Origin of the sequence: Tatumella terrea, from assembly GCF_039523755.1 — a bacterium.
GTDB lineage: Bacteria > Pseudomonadota > Gammaproteobacteria > Enterobacterales > Enterobacteriaceae > Tatumella > Tatumella terrea.
Map to the genome: position 1 here is coordinate 243,631 of NZ_BAAAFX010000013.1, position 21,560 is coordinate 265,190.

The following is a 21,560-nucleotide window of genomic DNA, read 5'->3' on the forward strand; positions in this document are numbered from 1 at the left end:
AAATTACACCCGCTGACGGTTTTTTTGGCGGTCGGGTGGTGGAAAACGTTGACAGCCGTGTTATTTCGGCGGGTTTACTTTTAAATAGCTGCTTACATTTTGCGGAGAATAGTTGCGTTTATCTGGTGGTGGCTGAGGATACTTACCTGGTAAATTAATTGTCCCAGAGGTATTGATGGGTGAACATCAAAGTTTTTGATTACACCAGCCTGCGCTGAAGCGCAGGTTTTTTTTTACCAGGAATATCCCCTTTTTTTTACCGCTGATTCCCATTTTTCCCGGCCGCCTGATATGCTATCACTGTTCTGTGATAACGGACTATTACCAACTGATACACACTTTAGCTGTGATCCTGCGGGTAAATTCATTATAAAACAGCGTCAGATTGACTTATTTTATTAATTCAGCGGATTGTTATGCCCCGGATAAAAAAGATGCTGGGTAAAGACCAGATCAACAAAAACTTTAACCCTTTCCGATTTCGCCTGGTGTGCCTCGGTGTCGTGAGTTGTCTGGCTTTTCTGCTGTTGCGGGTCGGGGATTTACAACTGCTTGACCATCCTATGCTGGAGCGCGAAGCGGACCAGCGTTCACTGCGTACCGTGATCCTGCCGACCAACCGCGGCACCCTGCTGGATCGCAACGGCGATACCCTGGCCCTGAGCGTTCCGTCCCGTGACATTATTGCCGATCCGCTGAAAGTGCTCGAAGCCAATCCTGATTTCTATGGGGCCAAATGGAACTATCTGGCCTCTGCGCTGAGTATGCGCCCGGAGGAACTGGCGGCCGAAATTACCGCAAACCCGAAAAAACGCTTCCTTTATCTGGGGCGTAAAGTTGAGCTGGGTATCGCCAAAGATATTTCTCAGCTGCACCTGACGGGGATCTCCTCTGTCTATGATGACAGCCGTTTCTACCCGATGGGCGATGCCGCGGCACCCCTGATTGGGATTGTCGGGACAGATAACAGCGGTCTTAACGGCATTGAGAAAAGTTTCGATAAGATCCTGCAAGGCGAACCGGGTAAAGAGAAATACCGCCAGGATCGTCACGGTAATATCATTTCGATGATCAGTTACCAGCCGCCGTCTCAGCCACCGAACGTGCAGCTGAGTATCGATAAATTTATCCAGTACACCATGTACAGCAAGCTGCGGGACGGGGTCTTGTTGAATAAAGCCGACTCCGGCGCCGCCGTCATGGTCAGAGTCGATACCGGCGAAGTACTGGGAATGGCCTCTTATCCGTCCTATAACCCGAATAACTACGACGGGGCCACCCCGGTACAGATGCGTAACGTGGCGATTAACGACAGCTTCGAACCTGGCTCTACCGTTAAACCGCTGGTGGTAATGGAAGGGTTACAGCGTCATCTGGTCCGTCCGGACTCGGTGATCGATACCACCCCGTATGTGGTTAACGGACACCTGATCCGCGATGTCGGCCACTGGCCCCGTCTGACCATGACCGGGATCCTGCAGAAATCGAGTGATATCGGGGTTTCACACATTGCCCTGGCGATGCCGGCTGACGTGTTGGTAAATACTTACCGCTCCTTCGGTCTGGGGCGGCCAACCGACCTGGGGCTGACCGGCGAAAGTACCGGGTATTTTCCGCTGCATCGTCAGCGCTGGGCGGATATCGAACGTGCTACCTTTTCCTTCGGTTATGGCCTGCGTGTGACACCGCTGCAGATGGCGCGTGAATATGCGACCCTCGGCTCGTTTGGCATCTATCGTCCGCTGTCTATCACCAAAGTGACGCCCCCGGTAGAAGGTAACCGGGTCGCCGATGAGGATGTGGTTCGCAGTGTCGTCCATATGATGGAAAGTGACGCCCTGCCCGGCGGTTCCGGTGTCCGGGCCGCGGTTCCCGGCTACCGGCTGGCGATTAAGACCGGTACGGCAGAAAAAATGGGGTCTAACGGTAAATATGACGGCGGGTATATTAACTATACCGCCGGCGTCGCACCTGCCAGCCATCCGGTGGTGGCACTGGTGATCATGATCAACCACCCGACAGCAGGGGCTCACTTCGGGGGATCGGTGGCCTCACCGATTTTCGGGAATATCATCGGCCCGGTGCTTAAATATCTGAATGTTGCGCCGGATGCGTTGTACAGCACCAACACGCCTGAAACGACCCCCTGAATTTGCACTCACCTCCTCTGTACCGCCCGCGGTGCAGGGGGACGGCTGCCCAACACACTGAAAATTCATCCCGTTTTTATCGCCGCCATCCCCGGCCGTCTTGCGGCTGTCGACACTTTTTAACGAAAACCTTACGCTTTGACGGTGGAAATATGTCGCCACTGTTGTCAATAATAGAGCAAGTTATATAAATTCCGCTGCACAAAGATACGACTATCTGCTGTGCCCGATTTCTCTGATAACCACAGAATCTGATGACAAATAACACTGAAAAAACCGTTCGATATCACTGGCTGAGATGGCTTCTGGCCGGCGTTTTCTGTTTGATTATTGCCGGGGTTATCTGGCGGGTCTGGTTTTCCGGTCACGGCGCTGGCGGCGGTATGCCAGGTCCGGGCGGTCATCGCATGGGAATGCAGGCCGGTAGCGGCGGCACGCTGGTGCATGCCGGTAGCGCAACGCAGGCGAACGTCCCTGTTTATCTAAGTTCTCCCGGGACGGTGGTGCCTAATGCCAGCGTGACCGTCACCAGTCGTGTCGACGGGCAGCTGGATAAAGTGTATTTCACCGAAGGTCAGAAAGTCACCGCAGGGCAGTTGCTGGCACAGATCGATGACCGGACGTATCAGGCCACACTGCAGCAGTATGAAGGGGCGCTTGCTCAGAACAAAGCCCTGCTGACCAGCGCCAGGCTGACACTCGCCCGTTACCGTAAGCTTTATGCGGAGGACTCGCTGTCACGTCAGGATCTGGAGAGCCAGATGGCGACGGTAGGGCAGTACAGCGGCGCGGTTCAGGAAGATCAGGCCCAGATTAACAGTGCAAAAATCAATATCGGTTACTCGCGCATCACCGCGCCGGTGAGCGGTCGTGTCGGCCTGCGTCTGGTCGACCCGGGGAATATGGTGACCGCCTCCAGCACCTCACTGGTCACGATAACGCAGATGCAGCCTGCCGCCGTGACCTTCAGCGTACCGCAGAGTAATATCCCGCAACTGGTTAAAACGCTGCATCACGGCGAGGCATTGCCTGCCACGGCGTTTGATCAGAACGACAGCACCGCGCTCGCTCAGGGGACCGTGCGGTTTATGAGCAATGAAATTGATACCAGTACCGGCAGCGTGGAACTGAAAGCGATGTTCCCGAATACCGATGAGGCGTTGTTTGCTAACCAGTTTGTTAATCTGCGTCTGCAGACCGAAGTACTGAACAATGCCACGGTGATCCCGGCACAGGCCTTACAGCTCAGCAGTGATGGCAGCTTTGTGTTTGTGATCAATGCCGACGATACGGTGACCCGCCGCAGCGTAACCACCGGTCCGGCCTATGGCAGTGATCAGCAGGTGATCCTCAGCGGCGTTAAACCGGGTGACAGGCTGGTCACGGAAGGGATCGACAGACTGACCACCGGCGCGAAAGTATCGGTCGTGGATAGCAGTGAAACCCGGGCGGCAGCCGGGACTGTTTCAGACAAAGAGCGTTCACAGGCGAAGAATTAATGAATCCCTCCCGGCTATTTATCCAACGACCGGTCGCAACCCTGTTACTGATGATCGGCCTGCTGCTCTCCGGTATTTTTGCTTACCGCTTTTTGTCCGTGTCTGCGTTGCCACAGGTCGATTATCCGACCATCCAGGTCACCACGCTCTATCCGGGGGCAAGCCCGGAGGTAATATCCACCTCGGTCACCGCCCCGCTGGAACGTGATCTGGGCGAGATGAGCGGCCTCAGCCAGATGACCTCTGAAAGCTCCGGCGGCTCTTCGGTGATCACTCTGCGTTTCGGGCTGGATACCGCTCTGGATGTGGCCGAGCAGGAAGTGCAGGCCGCGATCAACACCGCAGACAGCCTGTTACCCAGTGGGTTGCCGAATCCGCCGACCTACAAAAAGGTGAACCCGGCCGATACGGCGGTGATCACACTGTCGGCAACCTCCGACACCCTGCCACTGACCCGCGTGCAGGATCTGATTAACACCCGTGTCGCCCTGAAACTGTCGCAGATCAGTGGTGTGGGGCTGGTCACGCTGGCAGGCGGAAATCAGCCGGCCATCCGCATCCAGCTTAATCCGCAGGCCCTGGCCGCCCATAACCTGACCTTTTCTGATGTGGATACGTTGATCACCAACAGCAACGTCAATGGCTCGAAAGGGGGCTTTGACGGCCAGTTTCACTCGGTGACCATCGATGCCAATGATCAGCTGAAAACGCCACAGGAGTACGGCAATCTGATCCTCACCTGGCAGAACGGTGCGGCACTGCGCCTGAAAGATATCGCCACCATCACGCAGGGTGCCGAAAACCGCTTCCAGTCAGCCTGGGCCAACCGCCAGCCGGCGATTATCGTCAGTGTTCAGCGTCAGCCCGGTGCGAACGTTATCCAGGTGGTCGACAGTATTAAAGCGCAGCTCCCGGCGCTGCAGGCAGCCCTGCCGGACGGTGTGAAACTGAACGTGATTTCCGACCGTACCCAGACCATCCGGGCCTCGATCAGCGATGTTCAGTTTGAGCTGATGCTGTCGATAGCGCTGGTGGTGATGGTCACGTTCCTGTTCCTGCGCAATCTGTCCGCGACCCTGATCCCGAGTGTGGCGGTACCGCTGTCACTGGTCGGCACCTTCGGCGTCATGTATCTGCTGGACTTTAGCCTCAACAATCTGTCTCTGATGGCGCTGACCATTGCCACCGGCTTTGTGATCGATGATGCCATCGTCATGGTCGAGAATATCTCCAGGCGTCTGGAGGAGGGGGAGTCGCCACTGGAGGCGGCCCTGAAAGGCGCGCAGCAGATAGGTTTTACCCTGATCTCGCTGACCTTCTCGCTGATTGCGGTGCTGATCCCGCTGCTGTTTATGGGCGATGTAGTCGGACGCCTGTTCCGGGAGTTCGCCATTACGCTGGCGGTTTCTATTCTGGTATCGCTGGTGGTCTCCCTGACCCTGACCCCGATGTTATGTGCGTACTTACTTCGCCATGTCCCCGAAGAAAAACAATCCCGTTTTTCCCGCAAGGTGGGGGCAGGGTTTGACCGTATCATCCGTGGTTATGACCGGTTACTGAATGTGGTGCTCAACCACCAGAAAATTACCCTGTGGGTGGCGGTTGCGACCTTTGCACTGACGGCCCTGCTGTATGTGATGGTGCCGAAAGGGTTCTTCCCGCCGCAGGATACCGGACTGATTGAAGGTACCACTATTGCCTCGCAGGATGTCTCCTTTCAGGAAATGGCGCAGCGCCAGCAGGCCCTGGCGGCGATTGTGCTGAAAAACCCGTCCGTGGCATCGCTGAGTTCCACGATAGGTATCGACGGCACCAATACCAGCCTGAACAGCGGTCGTCTGCAAATTAACCTGAAGCCTTTCTCAGAGCGCAGCGACAGTGGCGATGAGATTGTGAAACAACTGCAGCAGGCGGCGCGTCAGGTGCCGGGTATCAGCCTCTATATGCAACAGGCGCAGGATCTGACCGTCAATGACCAGGTGACCCCCAGTCAGTACCAGTTTACGCTGGCCTCTCTGGACAGCGAACCGCTGGTGAAGTGGACGCCGCAACTGATTGCCGCGATGGCGAAACGTCCGGAATTTAACAGTGTGGTCAGCAACCTGCAGGATCAGGGACGTATTGCGTACGTTGATCTGGACCGTGATAAAGCCTCACGGCTGGGGATCACTGCCGCGGATGTGGATACGGCATTGTACAGCGCCTTCGGTCAGCGTCTGGTCTCGACCATTTTCACCCAGGCGAATCAGTACCGGGTGGTGCTGGAAGTCGCGCCTGATTATCAGTTAAGTCCGCAATCGCTGAATGATATCTATCTGAAATCTTCGGTGACCAGCACCAGCGACTCCGCCAGCACCACGTCTGCCGGCAGCAGTTCAGACACCACTACGGACAGCAGCACCGATACCACGACCCGTAGCGGGATGGTGAAGCTGACATCGATTGCGACGATCCATCAGCGGCTCGGGTCACTGATGAATATGCGTCTTAACCAGTACCCGGCGGTCATGGTCTCGTTTAACCTCAACCAGGGATACTCGATAGAGCAGGGACAGCAGGCGATCGGGGATATTATTCAGCAGTTAAACCTGCCGTCCTCCATCACGCTGCAGTATCAGGGCGAGGCGTCGGCGTTTAAGAGCGCCACGGCCAATACCCTGTGGCTGATCCTGGCGGCCCTGCTGACCATGTATCTGGTGCTCGGCATTCTCTATGAGAGCTTTATCCACCCGGTCACCATCCTCTCGACCCTGCCGTCGGCCGCGATAGGTGCATTACTGGCGTTACTGCTGACCGGCACGGAGTTCAGTCTGATCGCCCTTATCGGGGTGATATTGCTGATCGGTATCGTGAAGAAGAACGCCATCATGATGATCGACTTTGCGCTGGAAGCCGAAAATAAACAGCATCTGTCACCGCGCGAGGCGATTCACCAGGCCTGTCTGTTGCGTTTCCGCCCGATCCTGATGACCACCATGGCCGCATTACTGGGGGCATTACCGCTGATGCTGGCCTCGGGCTCCGGGTCTGAACTGCGTGAACCGATGGGGCTGGTGATCGTCGGGGGTCTGATCGTCAGTCAGGTGCTGACATTGTTCTCCACCCCGGTGATTTATCTCTGGTTCGACGGCATATCACAGCGCGGAAAACGTTTTATTCAGCGTCGCCGTGATGCCGCACGGAGGGAGTCATGAGTATCACCCGGCTATTTATCTTCCGGCCGGTCGCCACCGTTTTGCTGACTCTGGCAATGCTATTGCTGGGGACGCTGGGCTACCGGCTGTTGCCGGTGGCCCCGTTACCTCAGGTCGATTTCCCGACCATTATGGTCAGCGCCAGCCTGCCTGGTGCCAGCCCTGAAACGATGGCGGCTACGGTCGCCACCCCGCTGGAGCGTGCGCTGGGCGAAATTGCCGGCGTCACCCAGATGACGTCCAGCAGTTCTCAGGGCTCCACCACCGTTATTCTGCAGTTTTCTCTGGACCGGAATATCAACGGCGCCGCGCGGGATGTGCAGGCGGCAATTAACGCCGCCCGCAGCTTACTGCCGGGCAGTATGCCTTCGATGCCGACCTACCGGAAAGCCAACCCGTCCGATGCGCCGATAGTGATGATGGCGCTGACCTCCTCGACGCGACCGCCCGGCGAGTTATATGACCTCGCCGAGAGTAAGATAGAACAGGTGGTCTCGCAGGTGCAGGGAGTCGGTGAAGTCTCCCTGATGGGCAGTGCGTTACCGGCGGTGCGTATCGATTTGCAGCCGGAAAAACTGACGCAATACGGGATCCCGCTGGATACCGTCAGAACCGCGGTGGCCAACAGCACCACCAATCTGCCGAAAGGCATACTGGAAGGGAAGAACTTCTCCTGGTCTATCGACAGTAACGGTCAGCTGGAAAGTGCCGACCGCTATCGCAACCTGATCATTCTGTACCGGAATGGCAAAGCCGTGCGCTTACACGATGTCGCCACCGTCTACGACGGCGTGCAGGATAAGTACAGTGCCGGCTTTCTGAACGGTAAACCGGCGGTGATGATTGGCGTCACCCGGCAGGCCGGTGCCAACATGCTGAAGACGATCGATGCCATAAAGGCACAGCTACCGGCCATGCGGGCGACCCTGCCGGCAGACACCAGTCTGCAGCTGGTGGTTGACCGTGCGCCGCTGGTCCGTGCCTCACTGTATGACACCGAAGAAACCCTGCTGACGGCCGTATTGCTGGTGATTGCGGTGGTGTTTGTGTTCCTGCGTAACTGGCGGGCGGTGGTGATCCCGGCACTGGCATTACCGGTCTCGCTGATCGGAACCTGTATAGTCATGTATCTGCTGGGCTACAGCCTGGATAACCTTTCCCTGATGGCGCTGATCATCGCCACCGGGTTTGTGGTGGATGATGCGATAGTGGTGCTGGAAAACATCATGCGCCATATCGAATCCGGACTGGGGCCGGTGCGGGCCGCGGTGCGCGGGGCACAGGAAGTCAGCTTTACCGTGTTATCGATGACCATCTCGCTGATTGCGGTCTTTATCCCCATCCTGCTGATGGGCAGCATTGTGGGCCGCCTGTTCCGCGAATTCGCAGTGACCCTCAGTATCTCGCTGGTCATTTCGATGTTTGTGTCGCTCAGTCTGACGCCGATGTTATGTGCCCGTTTGCTGAAGCGTCAGCCGCCGGAGACACAGCAACCGCATCCGGTGTTCCGCTGGATTGAAAAGCAGCTTAACCGGCTGTCTGCCGCCTACGGTCGCGGGCTGGCCTGGGTGATGGCACACCAGAAACTGACCATGTTCAGTCTGCTGCTGACCGTGTTACTGAATCTGTTTCTTTATTCGGTGGTTCAGAAAGGCTTCTTCCCGAACCAGGATACCGGGTTACTGATGGGAATGGCGCGGGCCGACCAGAATATCTCCTTCCAGGCGATGAAACCGAAAGTGGCCGAATTTACGCAAATTATCCGCTCTGACCCGGCGGTGGAAAGTGTGATGTCCTCCATGGGTAGCGGGATGTTCGGGTCGCGTAACACGGCGAATTTCTTTGTCCGGCTGAAGGACTTCGACAAACGGAAAGGTAATGCTACCGAAATTGCCAACCGGCTGAGTATGAAAGCCAGCCACGTGGCCGGAGCACAGCTATTCCTGATGGCGGCTCAGGACTTACATATTGGCGGACGCAGCGCGAATGCGACCTATCAGTACAGTCTGCAGGCCGATGATCTGGACCTGCTGCGCACCTGGACACCGAAAGTGGCGGCCGCATTGCGGGCTATCCCGCAGTTAACCGATGTGGATTCAGACTCCCAGACCGGGGGGCAGGAAGTGATGATCGATATCGACCGGGATCGGGCCAGCCGCTTAGGGGTGAATGTGGAGATGCTGGATACCCTGCTGAATAATGCCTTTGCCCAGCGCCAGATAGCCACCATTTACAAGACGCTGAACCAGTATCATGTCGTGATGATGCTACAAAGTGACCAGACCCGTGACCCGTCGGAACTGGAGAAGCTGTTCGTGATTAACGATAGCGGCGACCGGATCCCGCTGTCGGCCTTTGCCAGTTTCCGTGGCGGCAATGCGCCGCTGTCGGTCAACCACCAGGGGCAGTCGGCGACCAGTACGCTGGCCTTTAACCTGGCGGACGGGGCATCGCTGGAAGAAGCCCAGGCCGCCATTCATCAGGCGATGGCAAAAATTGGTCTGCCGGATACGATTCAGGCCGGTTTCCAGGGGACCGCCGCGGCATTTACACAGCTGACGGCGACCATGCCGTGGCTGATTGCCGCAGCGCTGGCCACCGTCTATATCGTGCTTGGCATGCTCTATGAGAGCTATATTCATCCGCTGACTATCCTTTCGACACTGCCGTCTGCCGGGGTGGGGGCCTTGCTGCTGCTGATCCTCACCAATACCCAGCTGACGGTGATTTCACTGATCGGTATTGTGCTGCTGATCGGTATCGTCAAGAAGAACGCCATAATGATGATCGACTTCGCGCTGGATGCGGAACGTAAACAGGGGCTTACCCCGCAGGAGGCCATCACGCAGGCCTGCGTGAAACGCTTCCGTCCTATTATGATGACCACGCTGGCGGCGTTCTTCGGCGCACTTCCTCTGGCGCTGGGCAGCGGCGGGGACGCCGATCTGCGCAGTCCGCTGGGCATGGCGATTGCCGGCGGTCTGGCGCTTAGCCAGTTGCTGACCCTTTTTACCACCCCGGTGGTCTATCTGTGGCTGGACCGGCTGAGCCGCGCCACAAAACGACAATGGCACCGCCTGCGGGCCTCAGGATCCTGATTGATGAAAACAGTAAAAAAGCTTACCCCGATCTGCCTGGTATTGCTGCTCAGTGGCTGTATGGTCGGCCCGGATTACCATCGTCCGTCGGCAGATGTGCCGATACAGTTTAAAGAAGCGAAAGGCTGGCAACAGGCCACCCCGCTGGATGCGGAACCGAAAGGGGAGTGGTGGCGGATCTTTAACGACCCGGAACTGAACCAGCTGATGCCTCAGGTGGCGATTTCCAACCAGAATATTGCTATGTATGCCGCACAGTACCGTGAGGCCCGTGCGCTGGCTGCGCAATCCAAAGCCGCGCTGTTCCCGTCGCTGAGTGCTACCGGCAGCTCGACCCGGGCAGCCAGCCACTCCAATGGCAGTTCTCCGGTGCAGAGTATTGCTGACAGCCACTCCGCCCAACTGACCGCTAGCTGGGAAGTGGATCTCTGGGGCAGTCTGCGTCGTCAGCGGGAAGAAGATCGCGCCAGTGCTTCGGCGAGTGCGGCCGAGCTTGCCAATGCCACCCTGAGTGCGCAGTCTGAACTGGCGCAGGACTACTTCCAGCTGCGGATTATGGATGAGCGGATCGCCCTCTATCAGCAGAGTATTACTGCTTATGAAGGCTATCTGCGGGTAATCAATAATAAATACCTGGCCGGTAATGAAGATCGCGGGACGCTGGCGCAGGCACAGATGCAGCTGGCCAGTACCCGGTCAACGGCGCTGGACTATCAGTGGCAGCGCGCGCAACTGGAACACGCCATTGCTCTGCTGATCGGCCAGACACCGTCACAGTTCTCGCTGCCGGCGGCACCGCTGACCGCGACCTTACCGGCCATCCCGGTCAGTCTGCCGGGCAGCCTGTTACAGCGCCGTCCGGATATCGCCTATGCCGAGCGTAATGTGGCTGCGGCCAACGCGGCGGTCGGGGTGGCGATTGCCGGATACTATCCGGACCTGACCTTGTCGGCCAGCGGCGGCTTTACGTCCAGTATATTGCACAATCTGTTTTCGTTGCCTGAGCGTGTCTGGTCGCTGGGACCGGAGCTGAGCGGGACGGTTCTGGACTTCGGTGCCACCTCCGCGAAGGTGGAACAGGCCCGCGCCTCCTATGACGCCAGTGTGGCGACTTATCGCCAGACGGTGCTGACGGCGATGCAGGGTGTGGAAGATAATCTGGTCGAACTGAATACCCTGAACGACGAAATCTCGGCCCAGAAAGCCGCCAGTGATGCCGCGGCTGAATCTGCCCGTGTCACCCGCAATCAGTATGATGCCGGGATGATTGACTACCTTGATGTGGCGACCACCGAAAACAGCCGTCTCAGCGCCCGACAGAGCCTGCTGGCACTGCAGAGTACCCAATGGGTGACCAGTGTGGCTCTGGTGGCGGCCCTGGGCGGGGGCTGGAGCACCTCTGACCTGCCGGATGCGCCCGCCGGCAATCCCCGCTAGTTTCCCCATCCTCACTCTTCATTTTTACTCCGGAACCGGTCAGAAAGACGACAGACCGGTGACCGGAGTAAAAAAATAGCGACATTTCGTGCTGATTAATTGTGTCCTGCGACACAAACGTGTTTAATCCGGGGACGACTGTTTGAATATTAAGGAGAGTGGATGTTTAGTCTGTTACGTGGACTCTGCCGTCTGTTCTGGCGGGTGCGGGTGCACGGCGATTTGTCACCCTTTCAGCATGACAAATTACTGATTACTCCTAACCATACCTCTTTTCTTGATGGTGTCTTACTGAGCCTGTTCTTACCGGGAAAACCGGTGTTTGCGGTCTGGTCCGGGCTGTCTGACCGTTGGTACATGAAAGTCGTCCGTTCACTGGTTGAGGTGGTCCCGCTGGACCCGTTAAAAGCGGTCTCCGTTAAACAGCTTATTCGTCTGATTAATCAGGGACGACCGGTGGTGATTTTCCCGGAAGGGCGGATCAGTATCACCGGTTCACTGATGAAAGTTTACAGCGGAGCCGGCTTTCTGGCGGCCAGAACCGGAGCGACCGTGGTGCCGGTACGCATCGAGGGGGCAGAATACAGCTGGTTTGCGCGCCAGAGCGGAGAGATCCCGCGTCGCCCCTTCCCGCAGATTAGCCTGCATATCCTGCCTGCCACCCGCATACCGATGCCGGCGGCATCTACCGGACGCCAGCGCCGGGCACAGGCCGGTGAACATCTGCATCATATTATGATGGAAGCCCGGATGGCGGCCCGCCCCAGAGAAACCTTATTTGAAGCCTTCCTGAGTGCGGCAAAACGCTATGGCGCGGGACGGACCTGTATCTCGGATGTCTTATCCCCGGCCGACAGTTACCGGAAACTGCTGAAAAAGATGCTGGGTGTGGCCCGGTTACTCGACAAGTATTGCCCGCCCGCACAGACACCCGGCCTGTTACTGCCCAATACGTCCATCACCCCGGCGGTGATTTTCGGGGCGATTTTACGCGGCCGCGTCCCGGCAATGCTGAATTACTCTGCCGGAGTGCGCGGATTGCAGGTGGCGGTGAATGCAGCCCAAATCACCACTATCTTTACCTCCCGGCAGTTCCTCGATAAGGGCAAACTCTGGCACCTGACCGAAGGACTGCAAGGGGTGAACTGGATCTATCTGGAAGATCTGAAAGGGTCACTGACTGTCCGCGATAAGCTGTGGATCCTCCGTCATCTGCTGCAACCGGAGCGGGCCCAGGCCCCGCAGTCCCCGGAGGATGCCGCGGTGATCCTCTTTACGTCCGGCTCGGAAGGTGACCCGAAAGGGGTGGTGCACAGCCACAAGAGCCTGCTGGCTAATGTCGAACAGATCCGCACCGTGGCAGATTTCAGACCGGGGGATCGCTTTATGTCTTCCCTGCCGTTATTTCATGCCTTTGGTCTGACGGTCGGTCTGCTGACCCCCCTGTTTACCGGCGCAGAGGCGCTACTTTACCCCAGCCCTCTGCATTACCGCATTATTCCCGAACTGGTTTATGACCGGAACTGTAACGTGCTGTTCGGTACCCCGGCTTTCCTGGCACAGTATGCCCGTTTTGCCGATCCTTATGATTTTGCGCGCATCCGTTATGTGGTTGCCGGTGCTGACCGTCTGCCGGCATCGACCCGTGATCTCTACCTGGAAAAGTTTGGTTTACGCATTCTGGAAGGCTACGGCGCGACAGAATGCGCCCCGGTATTGTCGATCAATGTGCCGATGGCGGCCCGTTTTAATACCGTCGGTCGCATCCTTCCGGCGATGGACTTCCGGCTGATCGCGGTTCCCGGCATCGACGACGGCGGGCGACTGCAGGTGCGGGGCCCGAACCTGATGAAAGGCTATCTGCGGGCGACGGCCCCCGGGGTGATTGAGCCACCGTCCGCGGATAACGGTGAAGGCGTTATGGAAGCCGGCTGGTATGACACCGGCGACCTGGTCAGTTTTGACAGCGATGGTTTCTGCCGTATTCAGGGCAGGGTGAAACGTTTTGCCAAACTGGCCGGGGAAATGGTCTCGCTGGAGATCCCGGAGACTCTGGCCCTGAAGGTGTCGGCGGAACATCAGCATGCCGCGGTCGTCAGAACCGATGCCACGCGTGGCGAAGCGCTGGTCCTGTTTAGCACGGATAACACGCTGACACGGGACAGGCTGCTGCAGGCGGGGCGTGAGCTGGGCTATAGCGAACTGAGTGTGCCGCGTGATATTCGCTGGCTGCCACAGATGCCCCTGCTGGGCAGTGGCAAACCGGACTATCAGCAACTTAAAACAATGGCTGCGACGACAACACCGTCCACAGTGGTAAAGGATCATGAGTAATATCATTATACCGCCGCCGGCCGGCCGCGGAGGGCTGCGTCCGGTGCTGACCGCGCAATTTTTCTCGGCGTTCGGCGATAACGCGCTGTTATTTGCGACCCTGGCATTGATGAAAAATAATGACTACCCGGCCTGGTCGCAACCTGTGCTACAGATGGTTTTCGTGGTGGCCTACATTCTGCTGGCCCCCTTTGTCGGGCAGTTTGCGGACAGCTTTCCTAAAGGCCGGGTAATGATGGTCGCCAACGGCCTGAAATTTATCGGGGCGGTGCTGATCGGCATTAACGTTAATCCTTTTATCGGTTACGGACTGGTCGGTGTCGGTGCCGCGGCATACTCCCCCGCGAAGTACGGCATCCTGGGGGAACTGATGCCCGAGGAGCAACTGATCCGGGGGAACGGATTAATGGAAAGCTCTACCATTGCCGCGATCCTGCTGGGATCGCTGTCCGGCGGAATGCTTGCCGACTGGCATGTTTCCACGGCCCTGCTGATGTGTGCTGTCATCTACGCACTGGCGGTGCTGGCGAATATCATGATCCCGGGACTGCCGGCCGCCCGGCCGGCACAATACCGTCATCTGCGGGTGATGCTGGAGGAATTTCTGGCCGCCTGCCGCACCCTCTGGCAGGACAGTGAAACCCGCTTCTCGCTGATCGGCACCAGCCTGTTCTGGGGGGCCGGGGTAACGCTTCGTTTCCTGCTGGTGCTGTGGGTGCCGGTGGCATTAGGGATCACCGACAACACCACGCCGACGCTGCTGAATGCGCTGGTGGCCGTCGGTATCGTCGGTGGGGCATTGCTGGCCGGCAGGCTGATTACCCTGAAGAATACCCGGCGCTGCTTCCCTGCGGGTATTTTGCTGGGCGGGGTGGTGATTATTTTTACCCTGATGCACCACATGTACACTGCCGGTTTCTGGCTGATCATGGCCGGTGTCTGTGGCGGGGTGTTTGTCGTGCCACTGAATGCGTTGTTACAGGTTCGTGGCCGGGCATCGGTCGGGGCCGGTTATGCCATTGCGGTACAGAATCTGGGTGAAAATGTCGCCATGCTGGGGATGCTGGCGATCTATACCCTGGCGGTCAGACTGGGTGCACCTCCGGTTGCGACCGGCTGTGCCTTCGGCGGCTTATTCGCATTGGGGATCACACTGCTCTGGAGCTGGCAGTGGCTGAAACACCGTCGACAGTGAGGTTTCTGCACCGCGTGGCGGTGCAGAAAAAGGCCGGTCAGGGGGCAGGGTAGGTAAAGCGGCGATGGATAGCTTCCAGCTCTGCGATGACTTCTGCACTCAGCGTGAGATTAGCACTGTCGATATTGATTTTCAGCTGTTCGGGAGTGGTGGCACCCAGCAGGGTACTGGCGACAAAAGGTTGCTGGCGGACAAATGCCAGTGCCATCTGTGACGGGTCCAGCCCGTGCCGCTCAGCCAGTGCCACATAGGCTGCAATCGCCTGTGATGACTGTTCACCGGAGTATCGGGTAAAACGGCTGAACAGGGTATTTCTCGCCCCGGCAGGTTGCCTGCCATTCAGGTATTTTCCGCTTAGCGTACCAAAAGCCAGCGATGAGTAAGCCAGCAGCTCTACCCCTTCATACTGACTGATTTCTGCCAGACCGACTTCAAAACTGCGATTCAGCAGGCTATACGGGTTCTGAATGGTCACAATCCGTGGCAGGTCATGCTTTTCTGCCAGTTGCAGATAGCGCATCACGCCCCATGCGGTTTCGTTAGATACCCCGATATAACGGATCTTGCCGGCACGGACCTGCTCAGTCAGTGCCTCCAGGGTCTCCAGCAGGGTCACCGGCACGTTTTCGTCGGTATACTCATAGCCCAGACGACCAAAAAAGTTGGCAGGCCGTTGTGGCCAGTGCAACTGATAGAGGTCGAGATAATCGGTATTCAGTCGCTGCAGGCTGGCATCTAAGGCGGCGCGGATATTTTTACGGTCCAGCGCCTGACCCGGACGGATCGAGGCATCATTGCCACGTACCGGACCGGCCACTTTACTCGCCAGTACGATTTTGTCGCGGTTACCGGTCTTCTTCAGCCAGCTGCCGATATATTTTTCCGTCAGTCCCTGGGTTTCCGGGCGTGGCGGAACGGGATACATCTCGGCAGTATCGATCAGGTTAATCCCCTGGCTCAGGGCAAAATCGAGCTGTGCATGGGCATCGGCTTCACTGTTTTGCTCACCAAAGGTCATGGTACCCAGTCCCAGCTGACTGACTTCCAGCGAACTATGGGGAATGCGGTGATAATGCATTGCTGGCTTCCTTCTGTGGTTACGGGTAAAAAAGGCCTCTCCGGACTATAACCGGCGAAATGATGGCGCGAAAGGAAAAAGTACCCGCGACTGCCGCCGGAACAGCGGCAGGCTGAAATCAGCGTTCGATAATGCCGGAAATCTCATCCCCGTTGATCTGAACCTGATTCCCTGACTCATCGGTGTACTGGACGAGCCCTGTATCTTTATCGATCTCCGGTTTGCCTTGGGTCATGATCATATGGCCGTCTTTGGTGGCCATGACATAATGGCTGCTGCAGCCGCCAAGCAGCAGTGCGCTGAGCATCAGGCCGCCGCCTGCAATGATACGTAATCCGTTCATGGCTCTCCTCATGTGCAGTTGTCATTTTATTACAGGTTATAGTAATAAATGATTTCTCTGCCACAGACAAACAGCAGCGCTATGAAACCGACGATAAAGCGCAAAAAAACGTGAAAATCAGATAAAAACCGGGATGTCCGGCGGAAGTTTCCCGTCACAGAGACGGCCTTCCGCCGGCGGAGGGTTAATGTGATTTGTTCTTACTTCGCAACAGGTTAAGCATCTCCACGCCCATCGAGAAGAACATGGCGAAATAGATATAGCCTTTCGGTACGTGTATCGACACACTCTCCAGGATCAGGGTGAAGCCGACCAGGATCAGAAATGCCAGCGCCAGCATCTTAATGGTCGGATGACGGTCAACGAACTCGCCGATAGCCTTTGCCGCAAACATCATCATAATCACCGCAATCACCACTGCGGCCATCATAATAAACAGATGGTCAGACAGACCCACGGCGGTGATCACTGAATCCAGGCTGAAAATAATATCGAGCAGCATGATCTGGACAATCGCCCCGGCAAAAGAAGACACGCGACTCTCGTGCACTTCTTCGCCCCCTTCGATGGTTTCATGGATCTCTTTGGCCGATTTCCAGATCAGGAACAGCCCGCCCGCCATCAGAATAAGATCCCGCAGCGATAGGGCATGATCAAACACGGTAAACAGCGGATGAGTCAGTCGCACCACCCAGGCGATAGACGCCAGCAGTGCCAGACGCATCAGCATCGCCGCCATCAGACCCAGTTTACGGGCTTTATCCTGTTGTTTCTCAGGGAGCTTAGCCACCACCAGCGACAGAAAAATAATATTGTCGATACCCAGAACCACTTCCAGCACTATCAGTGTCCCCAGCGCCAGCCAGGCATTGGGATCAGCAATCCACTCAAACATATTCACATCAATCCTAAACGAAAGCTAAACAAAGAGTATAACCGGGCAGGATTAATCGGTTACAGTAAAAAATCACAGCAGAAAATGGCGGGCCAGCAGCGGCCCGGTAAAGGTTTTCTTCAGATAGAAGCCGCGGGGCAGCGTCATGATGGGCTGGCCCTGTGCACCGATGCCCTCCGTGAGGGCTTTACGGTTGGCGGCTTTCGGGCGGATTTGCAGATACTGACCGTGGCGGGCGGTAATTTTATCCACGTCACCCAGTACAATCATTTCCATCAGTTCCTCCCAGTCCGCGCGCAGCTGTTCCTCCTCTTCCGGGGTAGGGCTCCACAATAACGGGGTGCCTATCCGTCGCTGTTTCAGGGGCAGGGACCGTTCGCCTTCCACCGGCACCCATAAGACACGCGATAACTTATGACGCAGGTGGCAGTGCTGCCAGCTGACACCGGTATTACCGGTTAACGGCGCAACACAGACAAAGGTGGTTTCCAGTGGCTGCCCCCGGCTATCCACAGGTATGGTTTTCAGTTCGATCCCCAGATGCGCAAAGTCCTGTTCCGCCTTACTGCCTGCCGACGCCCCGAGGTGCCATTCGATCAGGGTCCCTATCCAGCCCTTATCCCGGCGAAGATCGGCCGGCACCGGCAGGGAGAACGTAGCAGCCAGTTCTTCCAGTGTTTGTCCGGCGAGCGCATAAGCACGCTGCAGTAATACCTGTTCATTTTCCGGGGCGGCCAGAGGTGCCGGCGAGTCAGACATAAGCCCTCATTTAACTGATTAAAAAACAACCTGCCAGGCAGGGGGATTTATTGATACGCCTGAATGCAGTGAGTAAATCTAATAATAGCATGATTCAACGCACTTTTTTATGTACCCGGCGGGATGTCAGAAGAACAGGGGCCAGCGTTATACCTGTTTGTCATGGGTAATAAACAGGATTATACGCAGAGTTATCCACAGAAAAATGGGATAACTGTGTATGACCCTGACTACTGGTTCGATTTACAGCCTTGACTTTAGCGGTCCGTGCAATTTTTTTTGCGATGGTGGATAACATATCACCATAAACTGTGGATAAAAATAGCGATGGTTATTTTTTGTTCTTCCCGCTAAGTTATTTGCGGCACGGCCCGTAAAACCCTTATTTTTTGCCTGTGGTTAATTGCTTAACTAAATGAAATATAGCAATTTATTTTTTATTTCCTCACCCGGTGCTTTACGGGGGATTTCGCTATTATTCAGGGAAATCCCGTGTTCTGCACAAAGCTATCCACAGAAAAGGTGCATAAAATCAGGCTCTCTGACCGGTCTCTGTTTATAACTCTAAGGTTTTTTGTGGGTTATCCCTGATTTATTCTGTCGAATCCCTGTCAGCCAGTGGTTTACCGCCTGTAAGGAGTATGAAACAATCAGGCTATCTAAAGATAGCTTTGAGGTAGTCTGGTGATCGATGATGATGGCTACCGCCCGAATGTTGGGATCGTAATCTGTAACAGGCAAGGACAGGTTCTGTGGGCCAGGCGTTTCGGACAACACTCCTGGCAGTTTCCTCAGGGAGGCATTAATCCCGGAGAGACCCCGGAACAGGCGATGTATCGGGAATTGTTTGAAGAAGTCGGCTTACATCGTAAAGATGTACGGATTATCGCCTCTACCCGTAACTGGTTGCGTTACAAATTGCCCAAACGTTTGGTGCGTTGGGATACCCGGCCGGTGTGTATCGGCCAGAAACAAAAATGGTTTCTGCTGCAACTGCAATGCCACGAGAATGCCATTAATGTCCAGGGAAGCAGTACCCCTGAATTTGATGGCTGGCGCTGGGTAAGTTTCTGGTACCCGGTGCGCCAGGTTGTCTCTTTCAAACGTGATGTTTATCGCCGCGTGATGAAAGAGTTCGCGACTGTGGTGATGTCTGCAACAGAGAATTCACTGCCACGCAGTCAACAGCCCGGCCGAAGAAAAAGAGGATAGAGCATGGCGCTGATGCTCACCCGGTTACGCGATATTGTAGAAAAGGTAGCCAGTGCTTCCAGACTCAATGAAGCACTCGATATACTGGTGAATGAGATCTGCCAGGCGATGGAAACCGAGGTCTGCTCGGTGTACCTGGCCGATCAGGAGCGTCAGTGCTATTACCTGATGGCAACCCGCGGTCTGAAAAAACCGCGTGGTCGCACCATTACTCTGGCTCTGGATGAAGGGATTGTCGGACTGGTCGGTCGCCTGGCCGAACCGATTAACCTGGCCGACGCCCAGAGCCATCCCAGCTTCAAATTTATTCCTTCCGTAAAAGAAGAGCATTATCGCTCGTTTCTGGGCGCACCTATCATCAACCGTCGTCAGGTGCTTGGTGTTCTGGTGGTTCAGCAGCGTGAATTACGCTCGTTTGACGAGTCAGAAGAGTCCTTTCTGGTCACCCTGGCGACCCAGGTCGGTACGCTGCTTTCCCAGTCGCAGGTAGGGCAGCTATTCGGGGTATTTCGTCAGAGCCGTATCCGTGCCATTGCCGCCTCACCCGGGGTTGCGGTCGCCCCGGGCTGGGTTGACCATATTCAGCCAACCCTCGAACAGGTCACCCCGGCCTCGACGCTGGATACGGCGCAGGAACGCGAACGTCTGTTACGGGCGATGAGTGAAGCCGGCGACGAATTCCGTCGCTACAGTAAGCGCTTCTCCGGCAGTATTCAGAAAGAGAGCGCGGCCATTTTTGACCTTTACTCTCACCTGCTGAGTGACCCGCGGCTGAAGAAAGACCTGCTCAGTGAGATAGACCAGGGTGCCGTGGCCGAATGGGCCGTTAAAACCGTGATCGAGCAGTACGCCGGGCAGTTTGCTGACCTGAAAGATGCGTATCTGCGCGAACGCAGCGGCGATATTCGTGAACTCGGGCAGCGTTTACTGTTCCATCTCGATGACAGCCTGCATGGCACCAATGCCTGGCCGGAACGTTTTGTGCTGGTGGCGGATGAACTGACCGCGACGGCACTGGCCGAAGTGCCTCCGGAACGGTTGATAGGCGTAGTGGTCCGCGACGGTGCGGCGAACTCCCATGCCGCCATTCTGACCCGGGCCATGGGCATCCCGGCGGTTATGGGAGCGGATATCCGTCCCGGACAGTTACACAAACATCTGCTGATTGTTGACGGTTACCGGGGGGAATTACTGATAGACCCTGAGCCGATACTGATCAAAGAGTATCAGCGGCTGATCCGCGAAGAGAATGCGCTCAGCGAAACCGCCGAGACCGTCGCCGGGCAGCCAGGGGTCATGAAACACGGTGAACCGGTGACTATCCTGCTGAATGCCGGTCTGAGTGCTGAGCTTGAGCAGACGATGGGAGACCGGGTCGATGGTGTCGGTCTGTACCGTACCGAAGTGCCTTTTATGTTGCAGAGTGGCTTTCCGTCGGAAGAAGAGCAGGTCGCGCAATATCAGGGCATGCTGCAGGTCTTTAATAATAAGCCGGTGACCCTGCGTACCCTGGATATCGGGGCCGATAAACAGCTGCCGTATATGCCCATCAGCGAAGAAAACCCCAGCCTGGGCTGGCGGGGAATTCGTCTGACGCTCGACCAGCCGGAAATTTTTCTGGTTCAGGTGAGGGCGATGCTGCGTGCCAATGCGGCCTCCGGTAACCTTAAAATTCTGTTACCGATGATCACCAGTATCGAGGAGATCGATGAGGCCCGTAAACTGATCGAGCGTGCAGGGCATGAAGTGGAAGAGATGCTGGGCTACGAGATCCCGCGACCTCAGGTCGGTGTCATGATAGAAGTGCCGTCGATGATTTTTCTGATACCGCAGGTGGCCCGTACGGTTGACTTTATTTCGGTCGGGACCAACGACCTGACGCAGTATCTGCTGGCCGTTGACCGGAATAATACCCGGGTGGCAAACCTTTACGACTCGCTGCATCCGTCGGTACTGAAAGCGATGTATCAGATTAACTTAGAGGCGCGGCGCCATAACCTGCCGATCAGTGTGTGTGGTGAAATGGCCGGGGACCCGATGAGTGTGCCGCTGCTGACCGGGATGGGGTACCGCCATTTAAGTATGAACGGTAAAAACGTATCGCGGGTGAAATACCTGCTGCGTCACCTGGATTGCAGCGAGACAGAGCAACTGGTTGCACAGGTATTACAGGCCAGTACCGCGAGTGAAGTCCGTTATCAGGTGGCCGTCTTTATGGAGCGGCGCGGACTCGGAGGGTTGATCCGCGGCGGACGTTAGCGGCTCATCCCCGTTTACATTTAGCCACCCCCGGCCCCGGGTGGCTGTGCTATCATGCGCAACTCTTCGCGGTCTTCACCGGTAAAATGGTTTTTCCGGTGACAGGC

General features: G+C 56.4%; 13 protein-coding genes. 9 read left to right on the top strand and 4 right to left on the bottom strand.

The window, feature by feature from the left end:
• Positions 1 to 416 precede the first annotated feature (416 nt).
• The 7 genes from ABD035_RS09265 to lplT all read left to right on the top strand — a co-directional run bounded on the left by ABD035_RS09265 (position 417) and on the right by lplT (position 14,907).
• Positions 417 to 2,150 carry a penicillin-binding transpeptidase domain-containing protein gene (locus ABD035_RS09265; protein WP_343869576.1) on the top strand — a complete coding sequence of 578 codons (1,734 nt, stop codon included), beginning with the start codon at positions 417 to 419 and terminating at the stop codon, positions 2,148 to 2,150.
• Positions 2,151 to 2,404: 254 nt separating this feature from the next.
• Positions 2,405 to 3,649 carry an efflux RND transporter periplasmic adaptor subunit gene (locus ABD035_RS09270; RefSeq protein ID WP_343869578.1) on the top strand — a complete coding sequence of 415 codons (1,245 nt, stop codon included), beginning with the start codon at positions 2,405 to 2,407 and terminating at the stop codon, positions 3,647 to 3,649.
• The gene (locus ABD035_RS09275) at positions 3,649 to 6,843 is read left to right on the top strand and encodes an efflux RND transporter permease subunit (protein WP_343869580.1); all 3,195 of its coding nucleotides are present in this window, start codon (positions 3,649 to 3,651) and stop codon (positions 6,841 to 6,843) included. Before ABD035_RS09270 ends, ABD035_RS09275 begins: the two co-directional genes overlap by 1 nt.
• Positions 6,840 to 9,941, top strand: a complete 3,102-nt coding sequence (locus ABD035_RS09280) for an efflux RND transporter permease subunit (protein WP_343869582.1) — start codon at positions 6,840 to 6,842, stop codon at positions 9,939 to 9,941. The genes ABD035_RS09275 and ABD035_RS09280 overlap by 4 nt, the downstream gene beginning before the upstream one ends.
• Before the next feature lie 3 nt (positions 9,942 to 9,944).
• Positions 9,945 to 11,378 carry an efflux transporter outer membrane subunit gene (locus ABD035_RS09285; protein ID WP_343869584.1) on the top strand — a complete coding sequence of 478 codons (1,434 nt, stop codon included), beginning with the start codon at positions 9,945 to 9,947 and terminating at the stop codon, positions 11,376 to 11,378.
• Between the two features lie 162 nt (positions 11,379 to 11,540).
• Positions 11,541 to 13,712, top strand: a complete 2,172-nt coding sequence (aas, locus tag ABD035_RS09290; protein WP_343869586.1) for a bifunctional acyl-ACP--phospholipid O-acyltransferase/long-chain-fatty-acid--ACP ligase — start codon at positions 11,541 to 11,543, stop codon at positions 13,710 to 13,712.
• Entirely contained in the window at positions 13,702 to 14,907 is a 1,206-nt protein-coding gene (gene lplT, locus ABD035_RS09295) for a lysophospholipid transporter LplT (RefSeq protein WP_425579718.1), read from the top strand. The genes aas and lplT overlap by 11 nt, the downstream gene beginning before the upstream one ends.
• 37 nt (positions 14,908 to 14,944) lie before the next feature.
• Here the strand turns inward: lplT and ABD035_RS09300 are convergent, their stop codons facing one another.
• From ABD035_RS09300 to mutH, 4 genes are all read right to left on the bottom strand, one after another.
• On the bottom strand, positions 14,945 to 15,985 hold the full coding sequence (locus ABD035_RS09300; RefSeq protein WP_343869590.1) for an NADP(H)-dependent aldo-keto reductase: 1,041 nt from the start codon (positions 15,983 to 15,985) through the stop codon (positions 14,945 to 14,947).
• 118 nt (positions 15,986 to 16,103) lie between these two features.
• A complete protein-coding gene (locus tag ABD035_RS09305; protein WP_212714173.1) occupies positions 16,104 to 16,328 on the bottom strand; it encodes a YgdI/YgdR family lipoprotein in 225 nt (74 codons plus the stop codon).
• Positions 16,329 to 16,512: 184 nt separating this feature from the next.
• Positions 16,513 to 17,223, bottom strand: coding sequence for a TerC family protein (locus ABD035_RS09310; RefSeq protein ID WP_343869899.1), 711 nt, complete (start codon positions 17,221 to 17,223; stop codon positions 16,513 to 16,515).
• A 72-nt stretch (positions 17,224 to 17,295) separates the two neighbouring features.
• The gene (gene mutH / locus ABD035_RS09315) at positions 17,296 to 17,982 is read right to left on the bottom strand and encodes a DNA mismatch repair endonuclease MutH (protein ID WP_343869592.1); all 687 of its coding nucleotides are present in this window, start codon (positions 17,980 to 17,982) and stop codon (positions 17,296 to 17,298) included.
• Positions 17,983 to 18,666: 684 nt separating this feature from the next.
• Here mutH and rppH point away from each other — a divergent pair.
• Positions 18,667 to 19,194, top strand: coding sequence for an RNA pyrophosphohydrolase (gene rppH / locus ABD035_RS09320; protein WP_025902652.1), 528 nt, complete (start codon positions 18,667 to 18,669; stop codon positions 19,192 to 19,194).
• Positions 19,195 to 19,206: 12 nt separating this feature from the next.
• A complete protein-coding gene (gene ptsP, locus ABD035_RS09325) occupies positions 19,207 to 21,453 on the top strand; it encodes a phosphoenolpyruvate--protein phosphotransferase (RefSeq protein WP_212714243.1) in 2,247 nt (748 codons plus the stop codon).
• Positions 21,454 to 21,560: the final 107 nt, after the last annotated feature.